Annotated in this window: 20 protein-coding genes; 6 read left to right on the plus strand and 14 right to left on the minus strand. The window is 73.8% G+C overall.

The genetic code is table 11. The features are described 5' to 3' along the window. Positions 1 to 62: 62 nt before the first annotated feature. Both AB0F89_RS06710 and AB0F89_RS06715 read right to left on the minus strand, forming a co-directional pair. Entirely contained in the window at positions 63 to 1,226 is a 1,164-nt protein-coding gene (locus tag AB0F89_RS06710) for a glutathionylspermidine synthase family protein (RefSeq protein ID WP_367133637.1), read from the minus strand. Continuing rightward, positions 1,227 to 1,895: a hypothetical protein gene (locus AB0F89_RS06715; protein ID WP_367133638.1), complete on the minus strand. Its 669-nt coding sequence runs from the start codon at positions 1,893 to 1,895 to the stop codon at positions 1,227 to 1,229. 120 nt (positions 1,896 to 2,015) lie between these two features. Here AB0F89_RS06715 and AB0F89_RS06720 point away from each other — a divergent pair, with 120 nt between their 5' ends. Next, the gene (locus AB0F89_RS06720) at positions 2,016 to 3,086 is read left to right on the plus strand and encodes a septum formation family protein (RefSeq protein ID WP_367133640.1); all 1,071 of its coding nucleotides are present in this window, start codon (positions 2,016 to 2,018) and stop codon (positions 3,084 to 3,086) included. A gap of 4 nt (positions 3,087 to 3,090) precedes the next feature. Here AB0F89_RS06720 and AB0F89_RS06725 read toward each other — a convergent pair whose 3' ends face one another. The 3 genes from AB0F89_RS06725 to pheA all read right to left on the minus strand — a co-directional run bounded on the left by AB0F89_RS06725 (position 3,091) and on the right by pheA (position 5,016). Next, positions 3,091 to 3,432 (minus strand): metallopeptidase family protein, encoded by a 342-nt coding sequence (locus tag AB0F89_RS06725; RefSeq protein WP_367133642.1) that lies wholly within the window; start codon positions 3,430 to 3,432, stop codon positions 3,091 to 3,093. Between the two features lie 79 nt (positions 3,433 to 3,511). Beyond that, a complete protein-coding gene (locus tag AB0F89_RS06730) occupies positions 3,512 to 4,126 on the minus strand; it encodes a histidine phosphatase family protein (RefSeq protein WP_367133644.1) in 615 nt (204 codons plus the stop codon). Beyond that, positions 4,123 to 5,016, minus strand: coding sequence for a prephenate dehydratase (gene pheA / locus AB0F89_RS06735; protein ID WP_367133646.1), 894 nt, complete (start codon positions 5,014 to 5,016; stop codon positions 4,123 to 4,125). Before pheA ends, AB0F89_RS06730 begins: the two co-directional genes overlap by 4 nt. A 113-nt stretch (positions 5,017 to 5,129) precedes the next feature. Between pheA and AB0F89_RS06740 the strand changes: the two genes are divergently transcribed. Then, positions 5,130 to 5,732, plus strand: coding sequence for a macro domain-containing protein (locus AB0F89_RS06740; RefSeq protein ID WP_367133648.1), 603 nt, complete (start codon positions 5,130 to 5,132; stop codon positions 5,730 to 5,732). Between the two features lie 44 nt (positions 5,733 to 5,776). On the opposite strand, the gene AB0F89_RS06745 is transcribed toward AB0F89_RS06740, so the two are convergent. Beyond that, a complete protein-coding gene (locus AB0F89_RS06745; protein WP_367133650.1) occupies positions 5,777 to 6,259 on the minus strand; it encodes a GNAT family N-acetyltransferase in 483 nt (160 codons plus the stop codon). 60 nt (positions 6,260 to 6,319) lie between these two features. Here AB0F89_RS06745 and AB0F89_RS06750 point away from each other — a divergent pair, with 60 nt between their 5' ends. After that, the gene (locus AB0F89_RS06750) at positions 6,320 to 6,949 is read left to right on the plus strand and encodes a response regulator (protein WP_367133652.1); all 630 of its coding nucleotides are present in this window, start codon (positions 6,320 to 6,322) and stop codon (positions 6,947 to 6,949) included. A 25-nt stretch (positions 6,950 to 6,974) separates the two neighbouring features. Here AB0F89_RS06750 and AB0F89_RS06755 read toward each other — a convergent pair whose 3' ends face one another. From AB0F89_RS06755 to AB0F89_RS06770, 4 genes are read right to left on the minus strand one after another with little or no spacing between them, the layout of a single operon-like run. Then, positions 6,975 to 8,087, minus strand: coding sequence for a GAF domain-containing sensor histidine kinase (locus AB0F89_RS06755; RefSeq protein WP_367133653.1), 1,113 nt, complete (start codon positions 8,085 to 8,087; stop codon positions 6,975 to 6,977). A 5-nt stretch (positions 8,088 to 8,092) separates the two neighbouring features. Continuing rightward, entirely contained in the window at positions 8,093 to 11,185 is a 3,093-nt protein-coding gene (cydD, locus tag AB0F89_RS06760; protein WP_367133655.1) for a thiol reductant ABC exporter subunit CydD, read from the minus strand. Continuing rightward, positions 11,182 to 12,183: a cytochrome d ubiquinol oxidase subunit II gene (cydB, locus tag AB0F89_RS06765; protein WP_367133657.1), complete on the minus strand. Its 1,002-nt coding sequence runs from the start codon at positions 12,181 to 12,183 to the stop codon at positions 11,182 to 11,184. Before cydB ends, cydD begins: the two co-directional genes overlap by 4 nt. Positions 12,184 to 12,194: 11 nt before the next feature. After that, entirely contained in the window at positions 12,195 to 13,679 is a 1,485-nt protein-coding gene (locus tag AB0F89_RS06770; RefSeq protein WP_367133659.1) for a cytochrome ubiquinol oxidase subunit I, read from the minus strand. A gap of 324 nt (positions 13,680 to 14,003) precedes the next feature. Here AB0F89_RS06770 and AB0F89_RS06775 point away from each other — a divergent pair, with 324 nt between their 5' ends. After that, the gene (locus AB0F89_RS06775) at positions 14,004 to 14,603 is read left to right on the plus strand and encodes a TMEM165/GDT1 family protein (RefSeq protein ID WP_367133661.1); all 600 of its coding nucleotides are present in this window, start codon (positions 14,004 to 14,006) and stop codon (positions 14,601 to 14,603) included. A gap of 204 nt (positions 14,604 to 14,807) precedes the next feature. On the opposite strand, the gene AB0F89_RS06780 is transcribed toward AB0F89_RS06775, so the two are convergent. The 4 genes from AB0F89_RS06780 to AB0F89_RS06795 are packed head-to-tail and all read right to left on the minus strand — an operon-like array spanning position 14,808 to position 18,044. Next, positions 14,808 to 15,392 carry a Uma2 family endonuclease gene (locus tag AB0F89_RS06780; protein ID WP_367133662.1) on the minus strand — a complete coding sequence of 195 codons (585 nt, stop codon included), beginning with the start codon at positions 15,390 to 15,392 and terminating at the stop codon, positions 14,808 to 14,810. Positions 15,393 to 15,441: 49 nt separating this feature from the next. Further along, on the minus strand, positions 15,442 to 16,110 hold the full coding sequence (locus tag AB0F89_RS06785; RefSeq protein ID WP_367133663.1) for an IclR family transcriptional regulator: 669 nt from the start codon (positions 16,108 to 16,110) through the stop codon (positions 15,442 to 15,444). A gap of 3 nt (positions 16,111 to 16,113) precedes the next feature. Further along, positions 16,114 to 17,286, minus strand: a complete 1,173-nt coding sequence (locus AB0F89_RS06790) for a fumarylacetoacetate hydrolase family protein (protein WP_367133664.1) — start codon at positions 17,284 to 17,286, stop codon at positions 16,114 to 16,116. Next, positions 17,283 to 18,044 carry a hypothetical protein gene (locus tag AB0F89_RS06795; RefSeq protein WP_367133666.1) on the minus strand — a complete coding sequence of 254 codons (762 nt, stop codon included), beginning with the start codon at positions 18,042 to 18,044 and terminating at the stop codon, positions 17,283 to 17,285. Before AB0F89_RS06795 ends, AB0F89_RS06790 begins: the two co-directional genes overlap by 4 nt. Before the next feature lie 174 nt (positions 18,045 to 18,218). On the opposite strand from AB0F89_RS06795, the gene AB0F89_RS06800 reads away from it, so the two are divergent. Further along, entirely contained in the window at positions 18,219 to 19,397 is a 1,179-nt protein-coding gene (locus tag AB0F89_RS06800; protein WP_367133668.1) for a homogentisate 1,2-dioxygenase, read from the plus strand. A gap of 39 nt (positions 19,398 to 19,436) precedes the next feature. Continuing rightward, the gene (locus AB0F89_RS06805) at positions 19,437 to 20,714 is read left to right on the plus strand and encodes an SWIM zinc finger family protein (RefSeq protein ID WP_367133670.1); all 1,278 of its coding nucleotides are present in this window, start codon (positions 19,437 to 19,439) and stop codon (positions 20,712 to 20,714) included. Positions 20,715 to 20,728 lie beyond the last annotated feature (14 nt).

The following is a 20,728-nucleotide window of genomic DNA, read 5'->3' on the forward strand; positions in this document are numbered from 1 at the left end:
TTGTGCCGCCGGTGAAGGAGCCGGTGACGACGGGTGTGGTGCGCTTCCGGGGTTCGGGGAGGTCACTCGACGATCCTGTGCGGGACGAACGCCGCGCCGTCGTCGGTGACCAGGCCGACGGTCTCGCGGATGCCGAGGCCCGCCGAGGCGTCGCCGACGACCCACGCGCCGAGCGCCGGCCGGTAGCCGTCGAACTCGGGCAGCGGGTCGAACAGCTGGTAGACGAAGCCCTCCTTGCCGTAGACCCCGCCGGTCTGGGTCTCGTAGCCGGGGGCGACGATCTGGATGTTCTGGCCCTCCCGGCCCAGCCGCGGCTTGCGCACGTACTCGGTGAGCAGGCCGGGGTCGTCCAGGAACGCGGGCAGCAGGTTCGGGTGGCCGGGGTACATCTCCCACAGCACGGCCAGCAGCGCCTTGTTGGACAGCAGCATCTTCCACAGCGGCTCGACCCACAGGGTGCCGGGCAGGCTCTCGACCGCGTAGCGGCCGAACTGCTCGTCCACCACCCACTCCCACGGGTAGAGCTTCACGACCGTGCCCATCGGCGCGTCCTCGAGGTCGACGAACCGCTTGAGCAGCGAGTCCCAGCCGATCTCCTCGATGGCCAGGCCGACGGTGTCCATCCCCGCCTCGGCCGCGGTCTCCTGCAGGTAGGCCACGGTGACGTGGTCCTCGCCGGAGGGGTCCGCGCCCGACCACGTGAAGTGCAGCTCGTTGGACGGCAGCCGGCCGCCGATCTCGGCCCAGCGCTCGACCAGCTTCTCGTGGATCGAGTTCCACTGGTCGTCGTCGGGGAACACGTCGGTCTTCCAGTTCCACTGGACGACCGACGCCTCCAGCAGCGACGTGGGCGTGTCGGCGTTGTACTCCAGCAGCTTGGCGGGCCCGCTGCCGTCGTAGCGCAGGTCGAACCGCCCGTACACGTGCGGGTCGCGGCGCTTCCACGACTCGGCGATGGCGGGCCACAGCCACTCGTTGATGCCGAAGTCCCGGTAGCGCTCGGTGAGCACCACGTTGTCGACGGCTTCCAGGCACATGTTGTGCAGCAGCTCGACGTCCGCCTCCAGGGACAGCACGTCGCTCATGTCGAACACGTAGTGCGCCGACTCGTCCCAGTAGGGGCGGGGGCTGCCGTCCGCGGCCCGGGCCGGGGCGCCGAACACCAGCCCCTGCTCGGAGACGGTGCGCTGCCAGTTCGGCCTGGGCGCGGAGGTCTCCCGACGCACTCAGCTGCCCCCGCTCTTGCTGCCGCCGGACACGCCGAACCCGCCGCGCTGGACCACGGTGCCGGACTTCGTGGTGACGTTCGCGCCCTTGGGCAGGGTGTAGCTGCCACCGCTGACCTTGGAACCGACCGGCGTGCTGGAGCCGCCGTAGTGGTAGCGGTAGGAGCTGCCCCCGATGTAGATGAACCCGCCGCTGACGTACCCGCCGTGCGTGCGCGCGTAGTTCTCGTCGCAGTACTGGTCCTCGACGACCACGTCGTCACGGGTGCACTGCGCCTCGACGTCGTCGGGGCTGGACGCGGCGTACCAGATGGCCACCACGCCGGCCACGCCGACGCCCACGCCACCGCCGATGAGCAGCCGCTTGCGCAGCTTCTTGCGGCGTGCGGCCTCGGCCTCGACGGCGAGCTGCTGCTCGCGCTGCTCCTCGATCGCCGCGGCCCGCGCGCGCTGCTCGGCCAGCGTCGGCGGCCGGGGCTTGGTCCGCCCCGGCTCCTGGCTGCGGATCTGGCCGCGCCCGCCGGACGTCGGCCCCTGCGGTTCCTGAGCAGCCGGGGGCGCGTACGGCGGCGGCGACGCGCCACCACCGCGCGGTCCCGGCCCTGCCGGTCCGTTCGGTCCGCTCTGACCCGGCGTCGAGGCGTTACCGGTGTTGTCGTTCTCAGTCATCAGCCACTCCCGGCGGGGACGGTACAGAGATCGGCCGCCGAATGGGTGACGAGTGTCCCAAAAGCAACACACGCCACCCAGCCGAACGGTTCCTCGGCGTGCACAGGCATCATTGAGCAGATGTCCGCGACCACAGGCTGGTTCCGTCGTGGTGACCACATGGTCATGCTCGGCGCGTTCGCGGGCGCGTTCTTGCTGCTCACGCTGAGCACGTTCACGTCGTGGCCGGTGGGCGCGGGCGGGCTCGGCAGTGCCGGCACCACTCCAGTTAACCCCGTCATGGCCGCGCAGGCGGGCGACTGCCTGAACTGGACCAAGCGCGACCTGACCGACGTCACGAAGGTCGACTGCGCCGCGCAGCACCTGTTCGAGGTGACCGGGGTGGCGGACATCTCATCCGCGCACGGCCCGCAGGCGCCGTTCCCGGACGACGCGCAGTGGCAGGAGATCAGCCAGGAGCAGTGCTCGGCGGTGTCGCTGGACTACCTCGGCGGCAAGTTCGACCCGTTCGGCAAGTACACCGTCGGCCCCCTCAACCCGGGCGAGCGGCTGTGGGGCGAGGGGCAGCGCACGCTGCGCTGCGGCCTCCAGGTGGCCGGGCCCGCGGGCGGGCTGCTGCCGTCCTACGGCACCGCGCGCACCCAGGACCAGTCCGACGTCTACGACCCGGGCGTGTGCCTGGGCATCACGGAGACGGGGTCGGTGGCCGACCCGGTGGAGTGCGCGAAGCCGCACACGTTCGAGATCACCGGCGTGGTGCCGATGCCGCCGGGCGAGTTCCCGGCGGTGGAGGCGCAGGACGACCTGCTGGCCACCGAGTGCGACCGGATCACCGCCGAGTACACCGGCGGCGCCGACCTGAAGGCCCGCGGGCTCATCGTGACGTGGGACACCAGGGTGGCGGAGAGCTGGGCCGCGGGCTCCCGGCTGGCGAACTGCAAGGTCGGCGCGCTGCCGGTGGACAACGTGCTGATCGCGTGGGAGGGCAGCGTGCGCAACCCCGACGCGCCGCCGCTGACCACGTCGAACCCGCCGCAGACGACCGCCGTGCAGCAGGACGAGCCGACCGGCGCGCCGCTGCACTCGCAGTCGAGCAGCGCCTCCTCCACGCCGGCCTCGTCGGAGTCGACCCCGCCGAAGTCGGGCGAGACGACGACCGCCACGACCACGCCGACCACCACGACGAGGTGACGGGTCAGCCCCAGCCGAGCTCGTGCAGCCGGTGGTCGGAGATGCCGAAGTGGTGCCCGACCTCGTGGACGACGGTGACGGCGATCTGCTCGACCAGCTCGTCGGTGCTGCGGCAGTACCGCAGCAGCGGCCCCCGGTAGATGAAGATGTGGTCGGGCAGGCCGCCCGCGTAGTCGGTGGTGCGGCGGGTCAGGGAGACCCCCTGGTAGAGCCCCAGGAGCTCCGGGCTGCCCGGTGGCGGCTCGTCCTCCACCAGCACCACGACGTTGCTCATGGCCTGCGTCAGCTCCGGCGGGATGAGGTCGAGGGCGTCGGCAACGTGCTCCTCGAACTCACGGCGCGTCATCTCCACACCACCCATTGTGCGCCGATCCGCGCCCGGGTGATCTCCGCCGAACGCGAACGCCGAGCGGCCGGTCAGCCGGTCAGCCCTCGACCACGTCCACGCCCGTCCACGACGTGCAGCGCCAGCCGTCGGCGGTGCGGTGCAGCACCACGCGGCCGGTGTTGGGCAGCAGGCCCGCCTCGGCCAGGGCCGGGCCGACGTTGCGGGCCAGGGCCAGGGCCGCCAGCCGCAGCGAGGCGCCGTGGCTGACCAGCACGACCGTGTCGCCGTCGACGTGCCCGGCGGTCACCTCCGCCACCGCGGCCAGGTAGCGGTCGAGGACCTGGCGGCCGCTCTCGCCGCCGGGCAGCGGGACGTCCAGGTCGCCCTCGGCCCACTGCTTCACGGTGGCGATGAAGATCTCGAACGCCTCGCGGTCGTGCCGCCCTTCGAGATCGCCGCAGAAGATCTCCTGCACGCCCTCCACGACCCGGACGTCCAGGCCGTGCGCCGCCGCCACGGGCGCGGCGGTCTGCTGCGCGCGCACCGCCGTGCTGGCGTACACGGCCGTCACCGGCTCGTCGGCCAGCGCCTCGGCCAGCGCGGCGGCCTGCGCCACGCCCGCCTCGGTCAGCGGCGGCCCCGGTGGCAGCGAGTCCAGCGCCATCTTCAGGTTCGACGCCGTCTCCCCGTGCCTGACCAGGATCAACCTCACGCGCCCTGCCCCCTCCGGATCGTCTCCACCCAGTCGTTCGCCACCACGAACGCCTCGTTGCCCGCCACCGGGCCGCCCGGCTCGGCCTTCGGGTACGAGCCGAGGAACCGGGTGTTCGGGCAGTGCCGGTGCAGCGCGGCCAGCGCGTCGCCGACCCGCGGCTCGGTCACGTGGCCGTCGAAGTCGATGTAGAAGCGGTACTCGCCCAGCCTGTCCTTGGTCGGCCGCGACTCGATGCGGGTCAGGTTGATGCCGCGCAGCGCCAGCTCGGTCAGCAGCTCGGACAGCGCGCCGACCCGGTCGGACACCGTGCAGACCAGCGACGTGCGGTCGTGGCCGGTCGGCTCGGGCAGCGCCCCGGGCGGGCGGACCAGCAGGAACCGGGTCTTGGCGTCCCGCACGTCGGCGACGTCGGTGGCCAGCACCTCCAGCGGGTAGTGCCGCACCGCCACCGGCGCGCTCACGGCGGCGTCGAACTCGCCGTTCAGCACGGAGCGGGCGGCGGCGGCGGTGGACGTCGTGGCGACCACCGTGACGCCCGGCAGGTGCTCGCCGAGCCAGTTGCGCACCTGCGCGAGCGCGTGCGGGTGGCTGGCGACCGTGCGCACCGGCTCGCCGCCGGGCCGGACCAGCACGCTGAACCGCACCGGCAGCACCGCCTCGGCCACCGCCACCAGCGGCGCGCCCTCGGTCAGCGCGTCCATCGTCGCGGGCACCGCGCCCTCGACCGAGTTCTCCACCGGCACGCACGCCGCCCGGGTCTCACCCCCGCGGGTGGCCGCGAGCGCGGCGGGCACCGTGTCGAACGGCACCAGCTCCTGCTGCGGAGAGGCGAAGCCGCGTGCGGCCTGCTCGGTGAAGGTTCCCTGCGGTCCGAAGTAGGCGAGCACGGGCGCAACGATACGAGCAGCGCGGTCGGCGGCGGTGTTGAGGCGAGGATCACCCGGCCGGCAAGCGCCTTCCCCCGTTCCGCGGCAACGGGTTCGCCTGGAATGCTGGAGCTGTGTCCGCCGCCGATACGGAGGGTGAGATCAACGCTCCGGTAGCAGTTCCCCGCCTGGTGCTGTGCGCCGTCGACGAACCGCTGGCCCGCGCCTGGCTCGCGGTGGCCGACGGCCGGGACGGGGTCGAGGTGCACCGGGGCTCGGTGCTCGACATCGTCGCCGAGGCCGTGGTGAGCCCGGCCAACTCGTCCGGCTGGATGCGCGGCGGCATCGACGCGGTCTACGCCAGGGCGTTCCCGCTGGTGGAGAACAACGTGCGCAGCGCGGTGCTCGGGCTGCACGGCGGCGAGGTGCCGGTCGGCGAGGCGCTGGTCGTGCCGACCGGCGAGGTCGAGCCCGAGTGGCTGATCAGCGCGCCGACCATGCGGCGGCCCGGCGAGCTGCTGCCCGGGGACACCGTGCACCCGTACCTGGCCGCGCGCGCCGTGCTGCGGCTGTGGCTGGCGGGCCGGCTGGACGACGGCAGGCCGCTGCGCGACGTGATCCGCACGATCGCCATGCCCGGTCTCGGCACCGGTGTCGGCGGTGTCGCGCCCGCCACCTGCGCCCGCCAGGTCGCGGCGGCGTGGGACGAGGTGTTCAGCCCGCTGCCCAGCCGCTGAGTTGTGCACAACTTGTGGACAACCCGCTTGGGACCTGTGGACAACTAGCGCGGCGCGACCCAGCGCTCCAGGTCGAGCTCGTCGGTGATGGGGATGCCGTACTCGCCGATGTTGGGGATCTCCGGCTTGAGCCGGCGCGCCTCGCGCACCGCGTCCGGGCGCAGCGCGGTGAGCCGGAAGCCGCGGCGCTGGCAGAAGCGCAGGGTGTCCAGGTTGTCGTTGGTGGTGGTGATCCGGACGCGTGAGCAGCCGAGGCCGCGGGCGCGCCGGACGGCGGCGTCGACCAGGGAGCTGCCGACGCCCCTGCCCCGGCGCAGCGCGTCCATGGTGACGATCTCCAGGAGGCCGTCGCCGGTCGCGTAGGTGAGCAGGCCGACGACCTGGTCCTGCTGTTCCACCAGGAAGCCGGGCAGGCTCGCCGGGAAGAACACGTGGCCGTGGGCGACCGCGGTGTGCGCGCCCCACAGCTCCAGCACCAGCCTGCCGACCACGATCCGGTCGGCTTCCTCGATCGCGCGAAGGAGCATTCCTGCACTGTCTTGGCGGCCGGGCGCGGTGGGTACCGGCATTCGACCTATGGTTGGTTCGTGCCGGTGCGAGTGTTGCTCGTAGACGACCACGAGGTGGTGCGCAGGGGGCTGCGCGAACTGCTGGAGGACGAGGACGACATCTCGGTGGTCGCCGAGGCGGGCGGGGTGGGCGAGGCCCTGGTCCGGGCGGGTGCGGCGCGGCCCGACGTGGCCGTGGTGGACGTGCGGCTGCCCGACGGGGGCGGGGTCGAGCTGTGCCGCCGGCTGCGCGCGCTGCCGGACGGGCCGCGGTGCCTGGTGCTGACCGCGTTCGACGACGAGGAGGCGCTGGTCGGCGCGATCATGGCGGGCGCGTCCGGGTACCTGCTCAAGCAGGTGCGCGGCCAGGACCTGGTGGTCGCGGTGCGCGAGGTGGCGGCCGGCCGGTCGCTGCTGGACCCGCAGACCACGGCCCGCGTCCTGGACCGGATGCGCCGGCCGGTCGAGGTGGACGTGCTGGACGCGCTGACCGAGCAGGAGCGGCGGGTGCTGGACCTGATCGGCGAGGGGCTGACGAACCGGCAGATCGCCGAACGGCTGTTCCTGGCGGAGAAGACGGTGAAGAACTACGTCACGGCGGTGCTGTCGAAGCTCGGCATGGAACGCCGCACCCAGGCCGCCGCGTGGGTCGCCCGCCGGTCCCGCTGACCCGGCCGGCCGGGCGCGGTCGCGGTCAGCGCGGCAGCGGGACGTGCCAGGTGATCGTCGTGCCGGTGCGCGGCGACGAGGTGATCTCGCACCCGCCGCCGGCGGCCAGCGCGCGTTCCTCCAGGTGCCGCAGCCCGCGCTTGGCGACGCCGCGCGGGATGCCGCAGCCGTCGTCGGCGACCTCCAGGTCCAGCCGGTCGGGCGTGCGGCGCAGGGCGATGCCGACGTGCCGCGCGCCCGAGTGCCGCACCACGTTGGACAACGCCTCCCGCAACGCCGCCCGCGCGTGGTCGGCCAGGTCGGCGGGCACGTCGGCCACGTCGCCCTCGGTCCGCACCTCCGGCTCGAACCCCAGCAGCTCGCCCGCCGTCCGCGCCTCGGCCAGCACCGAGCCCCTCAGGTCGACGTCGGCGGGCTTGCCGGGGTCGGCGCTGCGCAGGGCGCGGACGGTCGCGCGCACCTCGGCCATCGTCTGGTCGAGCTGGTCGACCGCGTCGGCGAGCCGCTTGGCCTCCCGCCCCTCCAGCTTGAGCCGCCGGTCGAGCAGGTCCAGCTGCACGCCCGTCGCGTACAGCCGCTGGATGATCACGTCGTGCAGGTCGCGGGCGATCCGCTCGCGCTCCTGGTAGACCGCCACCCGCTGGCGCGCGGTGGAGCCCTCGGCCAGCACCACCGCCAGCCCGGCCTGCGCGGCGAACGCGGTGAGCACGTCGACGGTGTCCGGGCTGAACGGCTGCGCGCCCTTGCGCCGGTACACGGCCAGCGCCCCGATCCGGCGCTCCTTCGTGCCGAACGGCGCGACCGCGAACGGCCCGTAGCCGCGCAGCGCCTTGGGCACGAACGGCGCGGTGCGCGGGTCGGTGGTGAAGTCGTCGGCGACCACCGGCACGCCGGTCCGCGCCGCCCGCGCCGCCGACGAACGGCTCGACAGCACGACGCCGACCGGGTCGTCGTCGCCGGAGGACGCCTCGACGGTCAGCGTGCCGTCGGTCGCGGTGACCATGGCCAGGCCGAGGTCGGCGCCGGCGAGGTCGACGGCGCTGCGCACCACGAGCGGCAGCACGGCGTCGGGGTCATCGCCCGCCAGGGCGGCCGAGGTGATCTCGGTCGACGCGGCGAGCACGCGGGCGGGGTCCACGGTGGTCAACGGTAGGCCCTGGTCCGCAGCCGCCCCCCGCTGACGTCCAGCACCAGGTCGGCGCGGTCGGCCTCGGCCGGCCGGTGGGTGATGTGGATGACCGTCTTGTCCCGCAGCACGTCGTCCAGGCGGGCCAGCAGCGCGCTCGCGGTCGGCTCGTCCAGGTGGGCGGTCGGCTCGTCCAGCAGCACGAGGTCGGCGTCGTGGAGCAGGGCGCGGGCCAGCGCGACCCGCTGCGCCTCGCCGCCCGACAGCAGGGTCGGTCCGATGACGGTGTCGAGGTCGAGCCGGACGCCGGCGACGTCCAGCGCCCACCGCAGCCGTTCGTCAGCTGCCCGGGGGTCGCCCAACCGGAGGTTTTCGCGGACCGTGGTCGAGACCAGCATCGGTTCCTGCGGGCACCAGGCCACCCGGTCGGGCCGCCAGACCAGCCCGCGCTCGGGTTCGACGAACCCGAGCAGCACCGCGAACAGGCTCGACTTGCCCGCGCCCGACGGTCCGACCACGGCCGCCTTCGTCCCGGCGGGCAGGTCGACCGCGACCCGGTCGAGCACCGGTTCGGCGCTGCCCGGCCACCGGACCGTGACGCCTTCGAGCCCCACCGCGCCGCCGACCGCCCCCCGCTCCACGCGCGTCGACCCGGCCCCGCCGCCGGACTGCTCGGCGATCCGGCCGTACGACTCGCGCAGCGCGGCCCGGTGCTGGGCGGCGGCGGGCAGCGTGCCCAGCACCTCGGCCAGCGCCAGCGGCACCAGGCCGAGGACCGGCACGAGCAGCGGGTCCACGCCGCCGGCCAGGCCGGTGCAGACGGCCGCCGCCAGCCCGGTCGTCAGGTGCACGATGCCGATCGCCGCGCCCGCGCCGAGGGCCTGCCTGCGGGCCAGCCGGGCCAGCTCGGCGTCGTGGCGGGCCAGCTCGGCCCGCACCGCGCCGGCCGCGCCGAACGCGATCAGGTCCGGCGCGGCGGTGAGCAGCGTCAGCACCTGCTCCGAGACCTGCCGCCGCCCCCTGGCGAGCACCGCCGTGGCACGCCGCTCGGTCAGCACCGCGACCACCGGCGCCAGCGTGCCGCCGACCAGCAGCGCCACCGCCAGCGCGAGCCCGGCCACCGGCTGGATGACCGCGAACAGCACCACCGCCGCGACCGACACGCCGAACGCGACCAGCGGCGGCTGCAGGACGCGCGGCACCAGGTCGCGGACGGTGTCGACGTCGTCCACCAGCCTGGTCAGCTCGACCCGGCCGGGGCGCAGGCCGCGCCACAGCCGCACCCGCAACGCCTCGGCGTGCCGGAACGCGGCGTCGTGCGACACCAGCCGCTCCAGGTACCGCAGCACGCCCTTGGCCAGCGCGAACGTCCGCACGCCCACCACCAGCACCGACAACGTCAGGATCGGCGGCTGGGTGGCGGCCCTGGCGATCAGGTGGGCGGCCAGGGCGGTCAGCGCCACCCCGCTCAGCGAAGCCGCCACGCCCAGCGCCGCGCCGGCCAGCAGCCGCCGGGTGGGCCGGGGCGAGCGCGGCCTGGCGGGCCGGTCGGCCGCCCGCTCGACCGCGTGGCCCACCGCGACCTCGTCGGCGGTCTCGCCGACCACCCGGTGCGTGGCCAGCAGCACCGCCGCGCCCTCCTCGGCGGCCCGCCGCACGGCGGCCATCACCTTCGCCGCGGTGGCCGGGTCGAGGTGGGCGGTGGGCTCGTCCAGCAGCAGCACCTTCGCGCCGTCCCGGACCTTGGTGAGCGCGCGCGCCACCGCGACCCGCTGCCGCTCACCGGTCGACAGCTCGGCGATCGGCCGCGCCACCAGGTGCCCGGCCGCGACCGACGCCAGCACGTCGTGGTCGACCCGCCCGGTGGTCAGCTCCAGCTCGTCGGCGACCGTCCGGCCGGCGAACGCGGGCCGCTGCGGCACCCACGCGACGGCCGACCGGTCGACCGACACCGACCCGCCGTCCGCCGGGACGAACCCCAGCAGCACCCCGAAGATCGTGGACTTGCCGCCGCCGCTGGGCGCGTCCAGCCGGTGCACCTCGCCCGGCCGCACCCGGAACCCGACCCCGTCGGGCGCGAACCGCCCCCGACGCCGGACGCGGAGGTCGCGGACCTCGATCCCCTCGACGTCCGCGTCGCCGACCTCCCGGGCGTCCGGCTCCGGGATCTCGGCGACGCGGCGGACCGCTTCGACACCGTCCTCCGAAGCGTGGTGCGCCGCGCCGGCCGCCCGCAGCGGCAGGTAGCACTCCGGCGCGAGGATCAGCACGACCAGGCCCGTGACCAGGGCGAACTCCCCCGACACCAGCCGCAGCCCGATCCCCACCGCGATCAGCGCCACCGACAGCGAGGCCACGACCTCCAGCACCAGCGCCGACAGGAACGCCACCCGCAGCGTCCCCATGGTCGCCCGGCGGTACCGCTCGCCGACCTCCCGCACCGCCTCCGCCTGCGCCGCCGCCCGCCCGAACGCCGTCAGCACCGGCAGCGCGCGCACCAGCTCCGCCAGCCGGCCCGACAACCGCTCCAGCGCCGACGCCGCCGCGGCCACCCGCGCCGACGTGAACCGGCCGATCAGGATCGCGAACACCGGGATCAGCGGCAGCGTCACGGCGATCAGCACGGCCGAGGTCGGGTCGGTGAAGAAGATCCACCCGCCGACCGCCAACGGCACCACGGCCGTCGTCACCAGGGCGGGCAGGTAGCGGGTGAAGTACGCGTCCAGCGCGTCCAGCCCCTTGGTCGCGAGCACCGCCAGCGACGCGGGGCCCCGGTCCACGATCCACGACGGCCCCAGCCCCACCGCGCGGTCCAGCACCGCGGCCCGCAGCTCCTCCTTCGCGCCCGCCGCAGCCCGCGCCGCCACCGTCTCGGTCGCCCACGCCAGCAGCGCCCGCGCCACCACCGCGCACGCCAGCACCCACAACGACCCGCCGGTCACCAGCGCCGACGCCAGCGCCACGGCCTGCCACACCAGCGCGGCGGACGTCAGCGCGGCCAGCGCCGCGCACCAGGCCAGCGCTCGGCGCGCCGAGCGCGAGAGCGCCGGCAGCGCGCCGAGCGGGCCGTTCCCCGGCTTCTTGGCGGAAGGGGCTCCGGGGAAGTTCACGGCACGTGCACCTCGGGGATGTGCCGGGCGCCGATCCGCTTGCGGAACACCCAGTACGTCCACCCCTGGTAGACGAGCACCGCGGGTGTGCCGAACGCGGCCACCCAGGTCATCACGGTCAACGTGTAGGGGCTCGACGCGGCGCCCGCCACCGTCAGCGACCACGCCGGGTCCAGGGTGGACGGCAGCACGTTCGGGTACAGCGCGCCGAACAGCGCCGCCACCGACGCCGCCACCGCGACCCCCATCAGCGCGAACGCCTGCCCCTCGCGCCGCAGCGCCAGCCGCCCGTACGCGCCCAGGGCGGCCACCGCGACCACGATCGAAGCGCCCCACGTCCAGGTCGACCCGAACCGCAGCTGCGCGGTCAGCAGCAGCACCAGCAGCGGCAGCAGGGCGAACGGCGCGACCTTCAGCGCCAGCGCGCGCGCCCGTTCCCGCACGTCGCCCTCGGTCTTCAGGGACAGGAACACCGCGCCGTGCACCAGCGCGTACCCGGCCACCGCCACCGCGCCGAGCAGCGTCTCCAGCCGGAACGCCGCGAACGGCGAGCCGTCCCGGTCGCCGAGGGCGTCCAGCGGCATGCCGAACACGGTGGCCGACAGCACCAGCCCGACGCCGAGGGCGGCGACCCACGACCCGGTCACGATCACCGCGTCCCACACCCGCCGCCACCGGGCCGAGTCGACCTTGCCCCGGTACTCGAACGCCACCCCGCGCCCGATCAGCGCCAGCAGGAGCAGCAGCAGCGGCAGGTAGGCCGAGCTGAACAGCGAGGCGTACCAGTCGGGGAACGCGGCGAACGTCGCGCCGGCCGCGACCAGCAGCCACACCTCGTTGCCGTCCCACACCGGCCCGATGGTGTTGATCAGCACCCGCCGCTCGCGCTCCGAGCGCCCGAGCACCGGCAGCAGCATCCCGACGCCGAAGTCGAAGCCCTCCAGGAACAGGTAGCCCAGCCACAGCAGGGCGATCACGCAGAACCAGAACGTCTCCACGGCTCCCCCTCTCAGTACGCGAACGACAGGACGTCGTCGTCGGTCTTGGCGCCGGGCCCGGCGTCACCGGGTGGTCGCGCCGGCAGCACGCCCGCGACCCCAGCGCGGACGTACCGCCGGACCAGGAACACCTCGACGCAGGCCAGCACCCCGTAGACCAGCGTCAAGGCGACCAGCGACGTCAACACCTCCCCCGGTGTCGACGACGACACAGCTCGCGCGGTGAACATCCACACCCCGTCCACCCCGCTCGGGTTCGGCACCACCACGAACGGCTGCCGACCCATCTCGGTGAAGATCCAGCCGAAGCTGTTGGCCAGGAACGGCGTCGCGACGCTGCCCAGCGCGAGCCACTTGAACCACCGGCCGCGCGGCGCCCGCCCACCGCGCGTCAGCCACTGGACGAGCAGCCCGGCGCCGACCGCGACCGCCCCGAACCCGATCATCAGCCGGAAGCCCCAGTAGGTGACGGGCAGGTTCGGCACGTAGTCGATCGGCTGACCCGACAGCTCGCCCAGCTTCGGGTCGACGGGGTAGTTCGCGCCGTACTTCTCCTGGTAGAGGGGCACCAGCTCCTCGATGCCCTTCACCTCGGTGGTGAAGTCGTTGTGCGCCAGGAACGACAGCAGCGCGGGCACCGTGACGCTCTTGACGTTCTCGCAGTCGGGCCGCGACACGTCGCCGATCGCGAACACCGAGAACGCCGCCGGCGACTCGGTGTGGCACAGCGCCTCGGCCGCCGCCATCTTCATCGGCTGCTGCTCGAACATCAGCTTGCCCTGGAGGTCGCCGCTGATCGCCAGGCCGGTGAACGCCACCACGCCCACCCACGTGCCGAGCTTCACCGAGGCGCGCCACACGGGGCCCTCGTCGGTGCGCCGCCACAGGTGCCAGGCCGCGATGCCGACCAGGAACGACCCGGCGACGGCGAACGCGCCGAAGATCGTGTGCGGGAACGCGGCCAGCACGGTGCTGTTGCCCAGCACGGCCCAGATCGACGTCAGCCGGGGCCGGCCGTCGACCAGCTCCACGCCCACCGGGTGCTGCATCCACGAGTTCGCGGCCAGGATGAAGTACGCCGACGCGATCGTGGCCAGCGAGAACGCCCACGCGCAGGCCAGGTGCGCCTTCTTCGGCAGCCGGTCCCAGCCGAAGATCCACAGGCCGAGGAACGTCGACTCGACGAAGAACGCGACCAGGCCCTCCATCGCCAGCGGCGCGCCGAACACGTCGCCGACGAAGCGCGAGTAGGCGCTCCAGGTCATGCCGAACTGGAACTCCTGCACGATGCCGGTCACCACGCCCATGGCGAAGTTGATCAGCAGCAGCTTGCCCCAGAACTTGGTCATGGCCAGGTACTTGCGGTCGCCCGTGCGCACCCACGCGGTCTGCATCCCGGCCACCAGCAGGGAGAGCCCGATGGTCAGCGGCACCATCAGGAAGTGGTAGACGGTGGTGATGCCGAACTGCCACCGCGCCAGGTCGAGGACGTCCACGGGACGAACGTAGGTCCGCGAGGGGGTCCCGCCTCAGGTACGAGGGTCCCCTCCGGGGCGGGACCAAGGTCCCGGTGTCCACCGTCACGTCCGGCGGGAGCGCCCCCGCCCGGTACGCTGTGGGCGCCAGAGGGGAGTAGTTCCCCCGGGTCTCCACGACCGGGGCGAGAGGGTCGACACACTGGTCCGCCGCGCGCGGACCCGGCCCCTCACCCGCTCCAGCTCCACGAGCGGGCGAACGAGACCTCCGGCCGGGCAGCGCACCACGCCCGGTCGGGGTCGTGCTGCCTCCGTCCGGGTTCACATCGGACGTCGGAGGTACCCGTGGCACCCGAACTCATCGCCCTGGCGACGGCTTTCGCCATCATCTTCCTGGCCGAGCTGCCGGACAAGACGATGGTGGCCACGCTCGTGCTCACCACCCGCTACCGGCCGTGGCCGGTGTTCGCGGGCGTCACCGCGGCGTTCGCGATCCAGTGCGTGGTGGCCGCCACGTTCGGCGGCGTGCTGACCCTGCTGCCCGACCGGGTGGTCGCCGGGGTGGTCGCGGCGCTGTTCGGCGTCGGCGCGTTCCTGCTGCTCAAGGAGGGGTTCTCCCAGGACGACGACGAGTCGGGCGCGGACGCCTCCGGCGCCGGTCAGGTGACGTTCCTGCGCGCCGCGCTCACGTCGTTCGGCGTCCTGTTCGCCGCCGAGTGGGGCGACGCCTCGCAGCTGGCCACCGCCGCCCTGTCCGCCCGCTACGCCAGCCCGGTGTTCGTCGGCCTGGGCGCGTTCCTGGCCCTGACCACCGTGGCCGCCATCGCCGTGCTCGTGGGCCGCAGGATCGCCACCCGCATCCCGACGCACCTGATCCAGCGGGTGAGCGGCTTCCTGTTCGCCGCGTTCGCGCTGTTCGCGCTGTGGCAGGTGATCTCCGGGTAGGCCGTACCCGCGGTCCCGCACGACGGGTTCACCATCGACGCCGGGGCGTACCGGTGGCCGACGGGCACCGAGAAGTGCGAGCTGACGGGCGGGGTCCCGGTGTTCTACGGCGACTTCGACCAGCGTGACGTGGAGATCGCCGAGCGCACCTACCCCGGCCGCCGGGTGGTCCTCACCGAGGACGGCGCCCTCGAAGTCCACCCGTCAGACGAGCCCGTCGAGCTTCAGGGTCACCGGGAACGGCACTGAGGTCGTGAACTCGCCTGTCACGTCGCCGGCGTCCTGATAGCCGAATTCGCCGGCGAGGTGGCAGGCGACCAGCGAGACCGGCGGGCTCAGGTCCACGATCCAGTAGTGCGGAATACCCGCGTCCGCGTATTCACCACGCTTGATCACCCGGTCGAGACGCTTCGAACCCGGCGAGACGATCTCGATCACGAGCAGCAACTCGGACGCCCGCAGCATCCGCCCGCTCTCAGCCACCACGCGGGGCACGACGACCAGGTCGGGCCGCCGGGAGAACCCGGGATCCCCGTAGGGCACGAGTTCGAGGTCGACGTCGACGTCCTGGATCGCGACCAGTTCCTCGGACAACCGGTCCCGCAACTGCACGAACAACTCACCTGAAGCCATCATGTGGCGCGGGCCGGGGCTCGGCGACATCAAAATGCGACCCTCTTGCAGCTCGGAGTAACCGGATTCGAATTCTCCGAGTTCGGAGTACTCGGCGACCGTGAACAAGTGCGGCTCGCCGGCCGAGTTCTCGACGTCCTCTGGCAGAGCGGTCACTTCGTTCTCCTTAGATCCGACTCCGAGTGTCGCACCAGGGGGGTGTGCGTCAGCGCAACGCCTCAGCGACCTCCTGAGCCGCCCTCACCACCTGGGGCCCCACGACCTCACCGTCCAGCTTCTCCAACGCCACCACGCCCACGCTGGCCCGCAATCCGGGCACGCCGCGCACCGGCGCCGCCACCCCGAACGCGCCCGGCTGCAGCTCACCCGTCGACGGCACCCACTGCCGGCCCTCCGGCGACAGCCCGATCGCCTTGCCGGCCGCGCCGCGGTGCACCGGGTGGCGCGACCCGACCCGGTACGCCACGTGGTACGCCGTCCACGACGGCTCGACCACGGCCACCGCCTGCGCCTCGCTCCCGTCGGCCACGGTCAGGTGCGCGGTGGCGCCGACCTGCTCGGCCAGCGTCCGCAGCGCGGGCTGGGCGGCCATCCGCAGCTGCGGCAGCACGTTGGACGCCAGCCGCAGCACCCCCAGCCCGAGCCGCACCTTCGACCCCTCGCGCCGCACCAGCCCGCGGGACTGCAGCGGCACCAGCAGCCGGTACACCGCGGCCCGCGACGCGCCGATGGCGGCCGCCAGCTCGCTGATCGACGGCGCCTCCGACTCGGCGTCGGCCACCGCCTGGAGCAGGGCCAGGCCCCGCTCCAGGGTCAGCGAGCTCTCCTTGGACGCGGGCGCGGGCACCCGGCCGCGCGGATCAGGTCTGACCACGCTCTACCTCTCGTCGGCGGGCGCGATCGTGCCGACCACCTCGGCCAGCCCGACGACCGAACCACCCTCCCCCGGAGCCGTCGCGGTGATCCGCACCGTGTCGCCGTCCTCCAGGAACGTCCGCTCGCCGCCGTCGAGCACCACCGGCTCCTTCCCGCCCCAGCTCAGCTCCAGGAAGGAGCCGCGCTCGTCGCGGTTCGGACCGGACACGGTGCCCGACGCGATCAGGTCGCCCGGCCGAACCGTAGCGCCGTTCACCGACAGGTGCGCGAGTTGTTGCGCGAACGTCCACGACATCTCGCGGAACGGCGGCCGCGACACCACGGCGCCGTTCCACTCGACCTCGATGTCGATGTCGAGCCCCCACGCCTGGTCCTCGACCAGGTACGGCAGCACGTCGTTGCCCAGCGGCGGCGGGGTCACCCTGGCCACCGCGAACGCCTCCAGCGGCGTGATCCACGCGGCCACCGACGTGGCGAACGACTTGCCGAGGAACGGCCCGAGCGGCTGGTACTCCCACGCCTGGACGTCGCGCGCGGACCAGTCGTTGACCAGCGCCACGCCGAACACGTGGTCCACCGCCTGCGCGGGCGTCAGCCGGGACGCGACCGGCCCGCCGCAGACGAACCCGACCTCGGCCTCGATGTCCAGCCGGCCCGTCGGCCCGAACACCGGCCCGGACGACGACCGCCGCTGCCCGTGCGGCCGCACGACCGGCGTGCCGGACACGACGACCGTCCCGGCCCGGCCGTGGTAGCCGATGGGCAGGTGCGTCCAGTTCGGCAGCAGCGCGTCGCCGTCGGGCCGGAAGATCCGGCCGACGTTCTCCGCGTGGTGCCGGGACGAGTAGAAGTCGACGTAGTCGGCCACGGCGAACGGCAGCACGGCGCCGTCGAGCCCGACCAGTTCGACACCGCGCGGCGCGGAGGCGGCCGAGACGATCTCGACCAGCCGCGCCCGCAGCTCGCTCCACACCGGCCGCCCGGCCGCCAGCAGGGCGTCCAGGGAGCCGGTGGCCACCAGCGGCTCCAGCCGCTCGCCCAGGCGCAGCCCGCGCAGCAGCAGCGCCCGGTCGCCGACCCGCACCGCGACACCGCCGGGCACGACGCCGTAGGGCAGCGTCTGCGGCCCGAACGGCGCGTCGGCGGTGAACGCGGGGTCCTCGATCCAGCTCACAGCAGACCCAGCTCCTCCAGGTCGGTGATCGGCTCGTCCAGCGAGCACGACCCGTAGGAGGCGAACACGCCGCGCACGGCGTGCGCCGCCTGGTCGGACAGCCCGGCCGCCTCCTCGCCGAGCGCGACGGCGTCCGTGCTGGACAGCGCGCCGCGCACGTCGCCGCCGGACAGCGACCGCGCGGTCGCGACGAGCAGGTTGAGGAAGCCGTGGTGGGTGAACCCGGTGGCGTCGTCGGTGTGCCGGACGGCGTGGTGCAGGCCGGCGGTCGCCTTGAAGGCCACCCCGCCGCTGCTCACCACGGCGAGGAAGTCGGCGACCTCGTCGACGCTGGGGAAGTTCTCCCGGCTGACCCCGCCGCAGCGCAGCTTGGGCCAGCTGCCGTGCTCGATGACGCGGCGGACGCCGTCCAGCCACTCCGCGCCGCCGCGCCGGGGTTCGACCACCCTGATGACGTCCTCGGGCACGAACTCCGAGACGCGTTCCAGCCACACCTCGTCCACGTCGGACGGCGCGGGCATCTCGACCATCCGCAGCGCCAGCAGCTCGCTGCGGGACTCCACGATCGACACGGCTTTGGGCACACCCCCCAGGCCCGTGTCGATGACCAGCGACAGGGCGACGGGCTTCACCGGCTTGACCTTGATCAGCTCGGTGATCAGCTCGGCCAGCCGGGACGCGGGGCACAGGAAGAGGCCGACCGCGCCGGCCCAGTCCCCGGCACGTGCTTCGAGGTGGCCGCGGACCGCGTCGGGCATGGCTGCGTTGCCCGGCGGGAACAGTGCGGCGTCATCGACAAGCCTCGCGAGCAGGGGCGGAGTGCCGCGTGGACCGGGCGCACGGAGTTCGAAGGCGCTTGACACGGCTGACACGCTAGTGGCGTACCGGTCAATGAACAAAGATGTCCGACTATCGAACGCCCGGAGTGAACCATGGCGTACTACCGCCAGGTGGGTGAGATCCCCCGAAAGCGCCACACGCAGTTCCGCACGCCGGAGGGCGGCCTGTACGCGGAGGAGCTGATGGGCGTCGAGGGCTTCTCGGCCGACTCGGCCCTGCTCTACCACCGCCACCTGCCGACCGCGATCGTCGACGCGGTCACCGTCGAGGAGTCGCGCGGCGCGCTCGCGCCGAACCTCCCGCTCAAGCCGCGGCACTTCAAGACACCGGCTCTGACCTGGGACGGCTCCGAGGTGGACGCGGTCACCGGGCGCCGCACGCTGTTCGGCAACGCCGACGTGGTGATCGGCTTCGTGACCGCCACCGCGCCCAGCCCGCTGTACCGCAACGCGGCCGGCGACGAGCTGCTGTACGTGCAGACCGGCGAGGGCGTGGTCGAGACCGTGTACGGCGCGCTGGCCGTCTCCGAGGGCGACTACGTGGTGCTGCCGACGTCGTGCACCTACCGCGTGGTGCCGTCCCAGCCGATGAACATCCTCGTGCTGGAGGCCACCGGACACATCGGACCGCCGAAGCGGTACCTGTCGGCCAAGGGGCAGTTCCTGGAGCACTCGCCGTACTGCGAGCGCGACGTCCGGGGGCCCGCGGAGCCGTTGCTGGTGGACGGCGAGGACGTGGACGTGCTCGTGCGGCACCGCGCCGGCCTCACCCGGTTCACCTATGCCAACCACCCGTTCGACGTAGTCGGCTGGGACGGCTGCCTGTACCCGTGGGTGTTCAACATCCGCGACTTCGAGCCGATCACGGGCCGCGTGCACCAGCCGCCGCCCGTGCACCAGACGTTCGAGGGCCCCAACTTCGTGGTGTGCTCGTTCATGCCGCGCAAGGTCGACTACCACCCGTTGGCGATCCCGGTGCCCTACAACCACGCCAACGTCGACTCCGACGAGCTGATGTTCTACGTGGGCGGCAACTACGAGGCCCGCAAGGGCTCGGGCATCGGCATCGGTTCGCTGTCGCTGCACCCGTCGGGCTGCACCCACGGGCCGCAGCCGGGCGCGGTCGAGGCATCCCTGGGCGCGGACCACTTCGACGAGACCGCGGTCATGGTGGACACCTTCCGGCCGCTGGAGCTGGGCGAGGCGGCGCTGGCGTCCGAGGACCCGAAGTACGCCTGGTCGTGGGCGCGCCGGGGGCCTGACCTGGGTTGATCACCTCTTTGTCGGTGGGTGCCTCTAACGTCTGCCGGCATGGACGCACGAGCACTGCTGGAGCAGGCCCCGGACGGCCAGGTGGCGAGCAGCGCCACCCGGCTGGCGGGGTCCTCCGGCTGGCAGGGGACGGGTCGCAGCGACACGGCCCTGTGGGGGCTGTGCAAGGGCAGCGGCAAGAACCCGTACCAGGTGTGCGTCGACCTCGGCGACCGCGCGACGAAGTGCTCGTGCCCGTCGCGCAAGTTCCCGTGCAAGCACGCGCTGGCGTTGCAGCTGCGCGACGCGCGGGAGCCGTTCCCGGTCGCCGAGACCCCCGACTGGGTGGACGAGTGGCTGACCCGCCGCACCCGCGCCGCCGCTCCGGCCGGGTCCTCCGACGACTCGCCGGAGGCGGTGCTGCGGCGCGCGAGGGCCAAGGAGAAGACGGCCCTGGCCCGGCAGGGCGCGGTGCGCGCCGGGGTCGCCGGGATGACCGACTGGCTGGCCGACGTGGCGGGCGCGGGCATCGCGGGGCTGCCCGCGCGGGACGCGGCCTGGTGGCACTCGATCGAGGCGCGGATGGTCGACGCGCAGGCCAAGGGGCTGGCGTCGGCGGTGGCCGGTGTGCGCGGCGTCGTCGCGGCGGGCGGGCCGCACTGGGCGCACGACGCGGCCGACCGGTTGGGCGGGCTGCACCTGCTGGCGCGGTTGGCGGAGTCGCCCGACCCCGTGGTGCGCCGGCGGCTGGGGTTCGCCGTGGCCGAGGAGGAGGTGCGCGGCGGTCCGGGCTGGTCGGACCACTGGGTGCCGCTGCTCAAGGTGGAGTCCGACGAGGGCCTGGTGCGGACCGTGCGGCAGTGGGCGTGGGGGCGTTCGCACGGGTGGGTGGTGGCGGTGCGGCACGCCGGCGGTGGCGCCCGGCCCGTGCCGCCGTTGACGCACGGGGTGCAGGTCCAGGGGGTGCTGCACCCGTACCCCGGCGTGCCGCCGCACCGGGTGGCGGTCGGCGAGCTGCTGGCGGAGCGGCCTCCCGGGGCCGTGCCCGCCCCGGAGTCGTGGCGGGCGGCCCTGGCCGGGTTGGAGGAGTACCTGACGGCCGACCCGTGGCAGCGCCTGCACCCGTTGGGGTGCGGGTCGGTGCGGGTCACCGGGGACACGGGCCGGTTGGTCGACGCGACGGGCCGCGGGGTGCGGGTCCGCCCGGACCTGGCGCTGGACCAGGCGCTGGCGCTGTCGGGCGGTGAGCCGTTCGACGCGTGGGGGTTGTGGAACGGCCGCGAGCTGCGCCTGGGCGCGGTGGCGGAGCCCGGCGGCGCGCCGGAGGTGGTGGGATGAGCACCGGTTGCCCG

The organism is Saccharothrix sp. HUAS TT1 (genome assembly GCF_040744945.1).
Lineage (GTDB): Bacteria > Actinomycetota > Actinomycetes > Mycobacteriales > Pseudonocardiaceae > Actinosynnema.

Excerpts from the sequence above, each read along its gene's own strand:
- AB0F89_RS06805 (WP_367133670.1), top strand. The coding sequence starts at position 19,437 with ATGGACGCACGAGCACTGCTGGAGCAGGCCCCGGACGGCCAGGTGGCG.
- AB0F89_RS06795 (WP_367133666.1), bottom strand. The coding sequence starts at position 18,044 with ATGCCCGACGCGGTCCGCGGCCACCTCGAAGCACGTGCCGGGGACTGG.
- AB0F89_RS06715 (WP_367133638.1), bottom strand. The coding sequence starts at position 1,895 with ATGACTGAGAACGACAACACCGGTAACGCCTCGACGCCGGGTCAGAGC.
- AB0F89_RS06800 (WP_367133668.1), top strand. The coding sequence starts at position 18,219 with ATGGCGTACTACCGCCAGGTGGGTGAGATCCCCCGAAAGCGCCACACG.
- AB0F89_RS06725 (WP_367133642.1), bottom strand. The coding sequence starts at position 3,432 with ATGACGCGCCGTGAGTTCGAGGAGCACGTTGCCGACGCCCTCGACCTC.
- AB0F89_RS06745 (WP_367133650.1), bottom strand. The coding sequence starts at position 6,259 with ATGCTCCTTCGCGCGATCGAGGAAGCCGACCGGATCGTGGTCGGCAGG.
- AB0F89_RS06720 (WP_367133640.1), top strand. The coding sequence starts at position 2,016 with ATGTCCGCGACCACAGGCTGGTTCCGTCGTGGTGACCACATGGTCATG.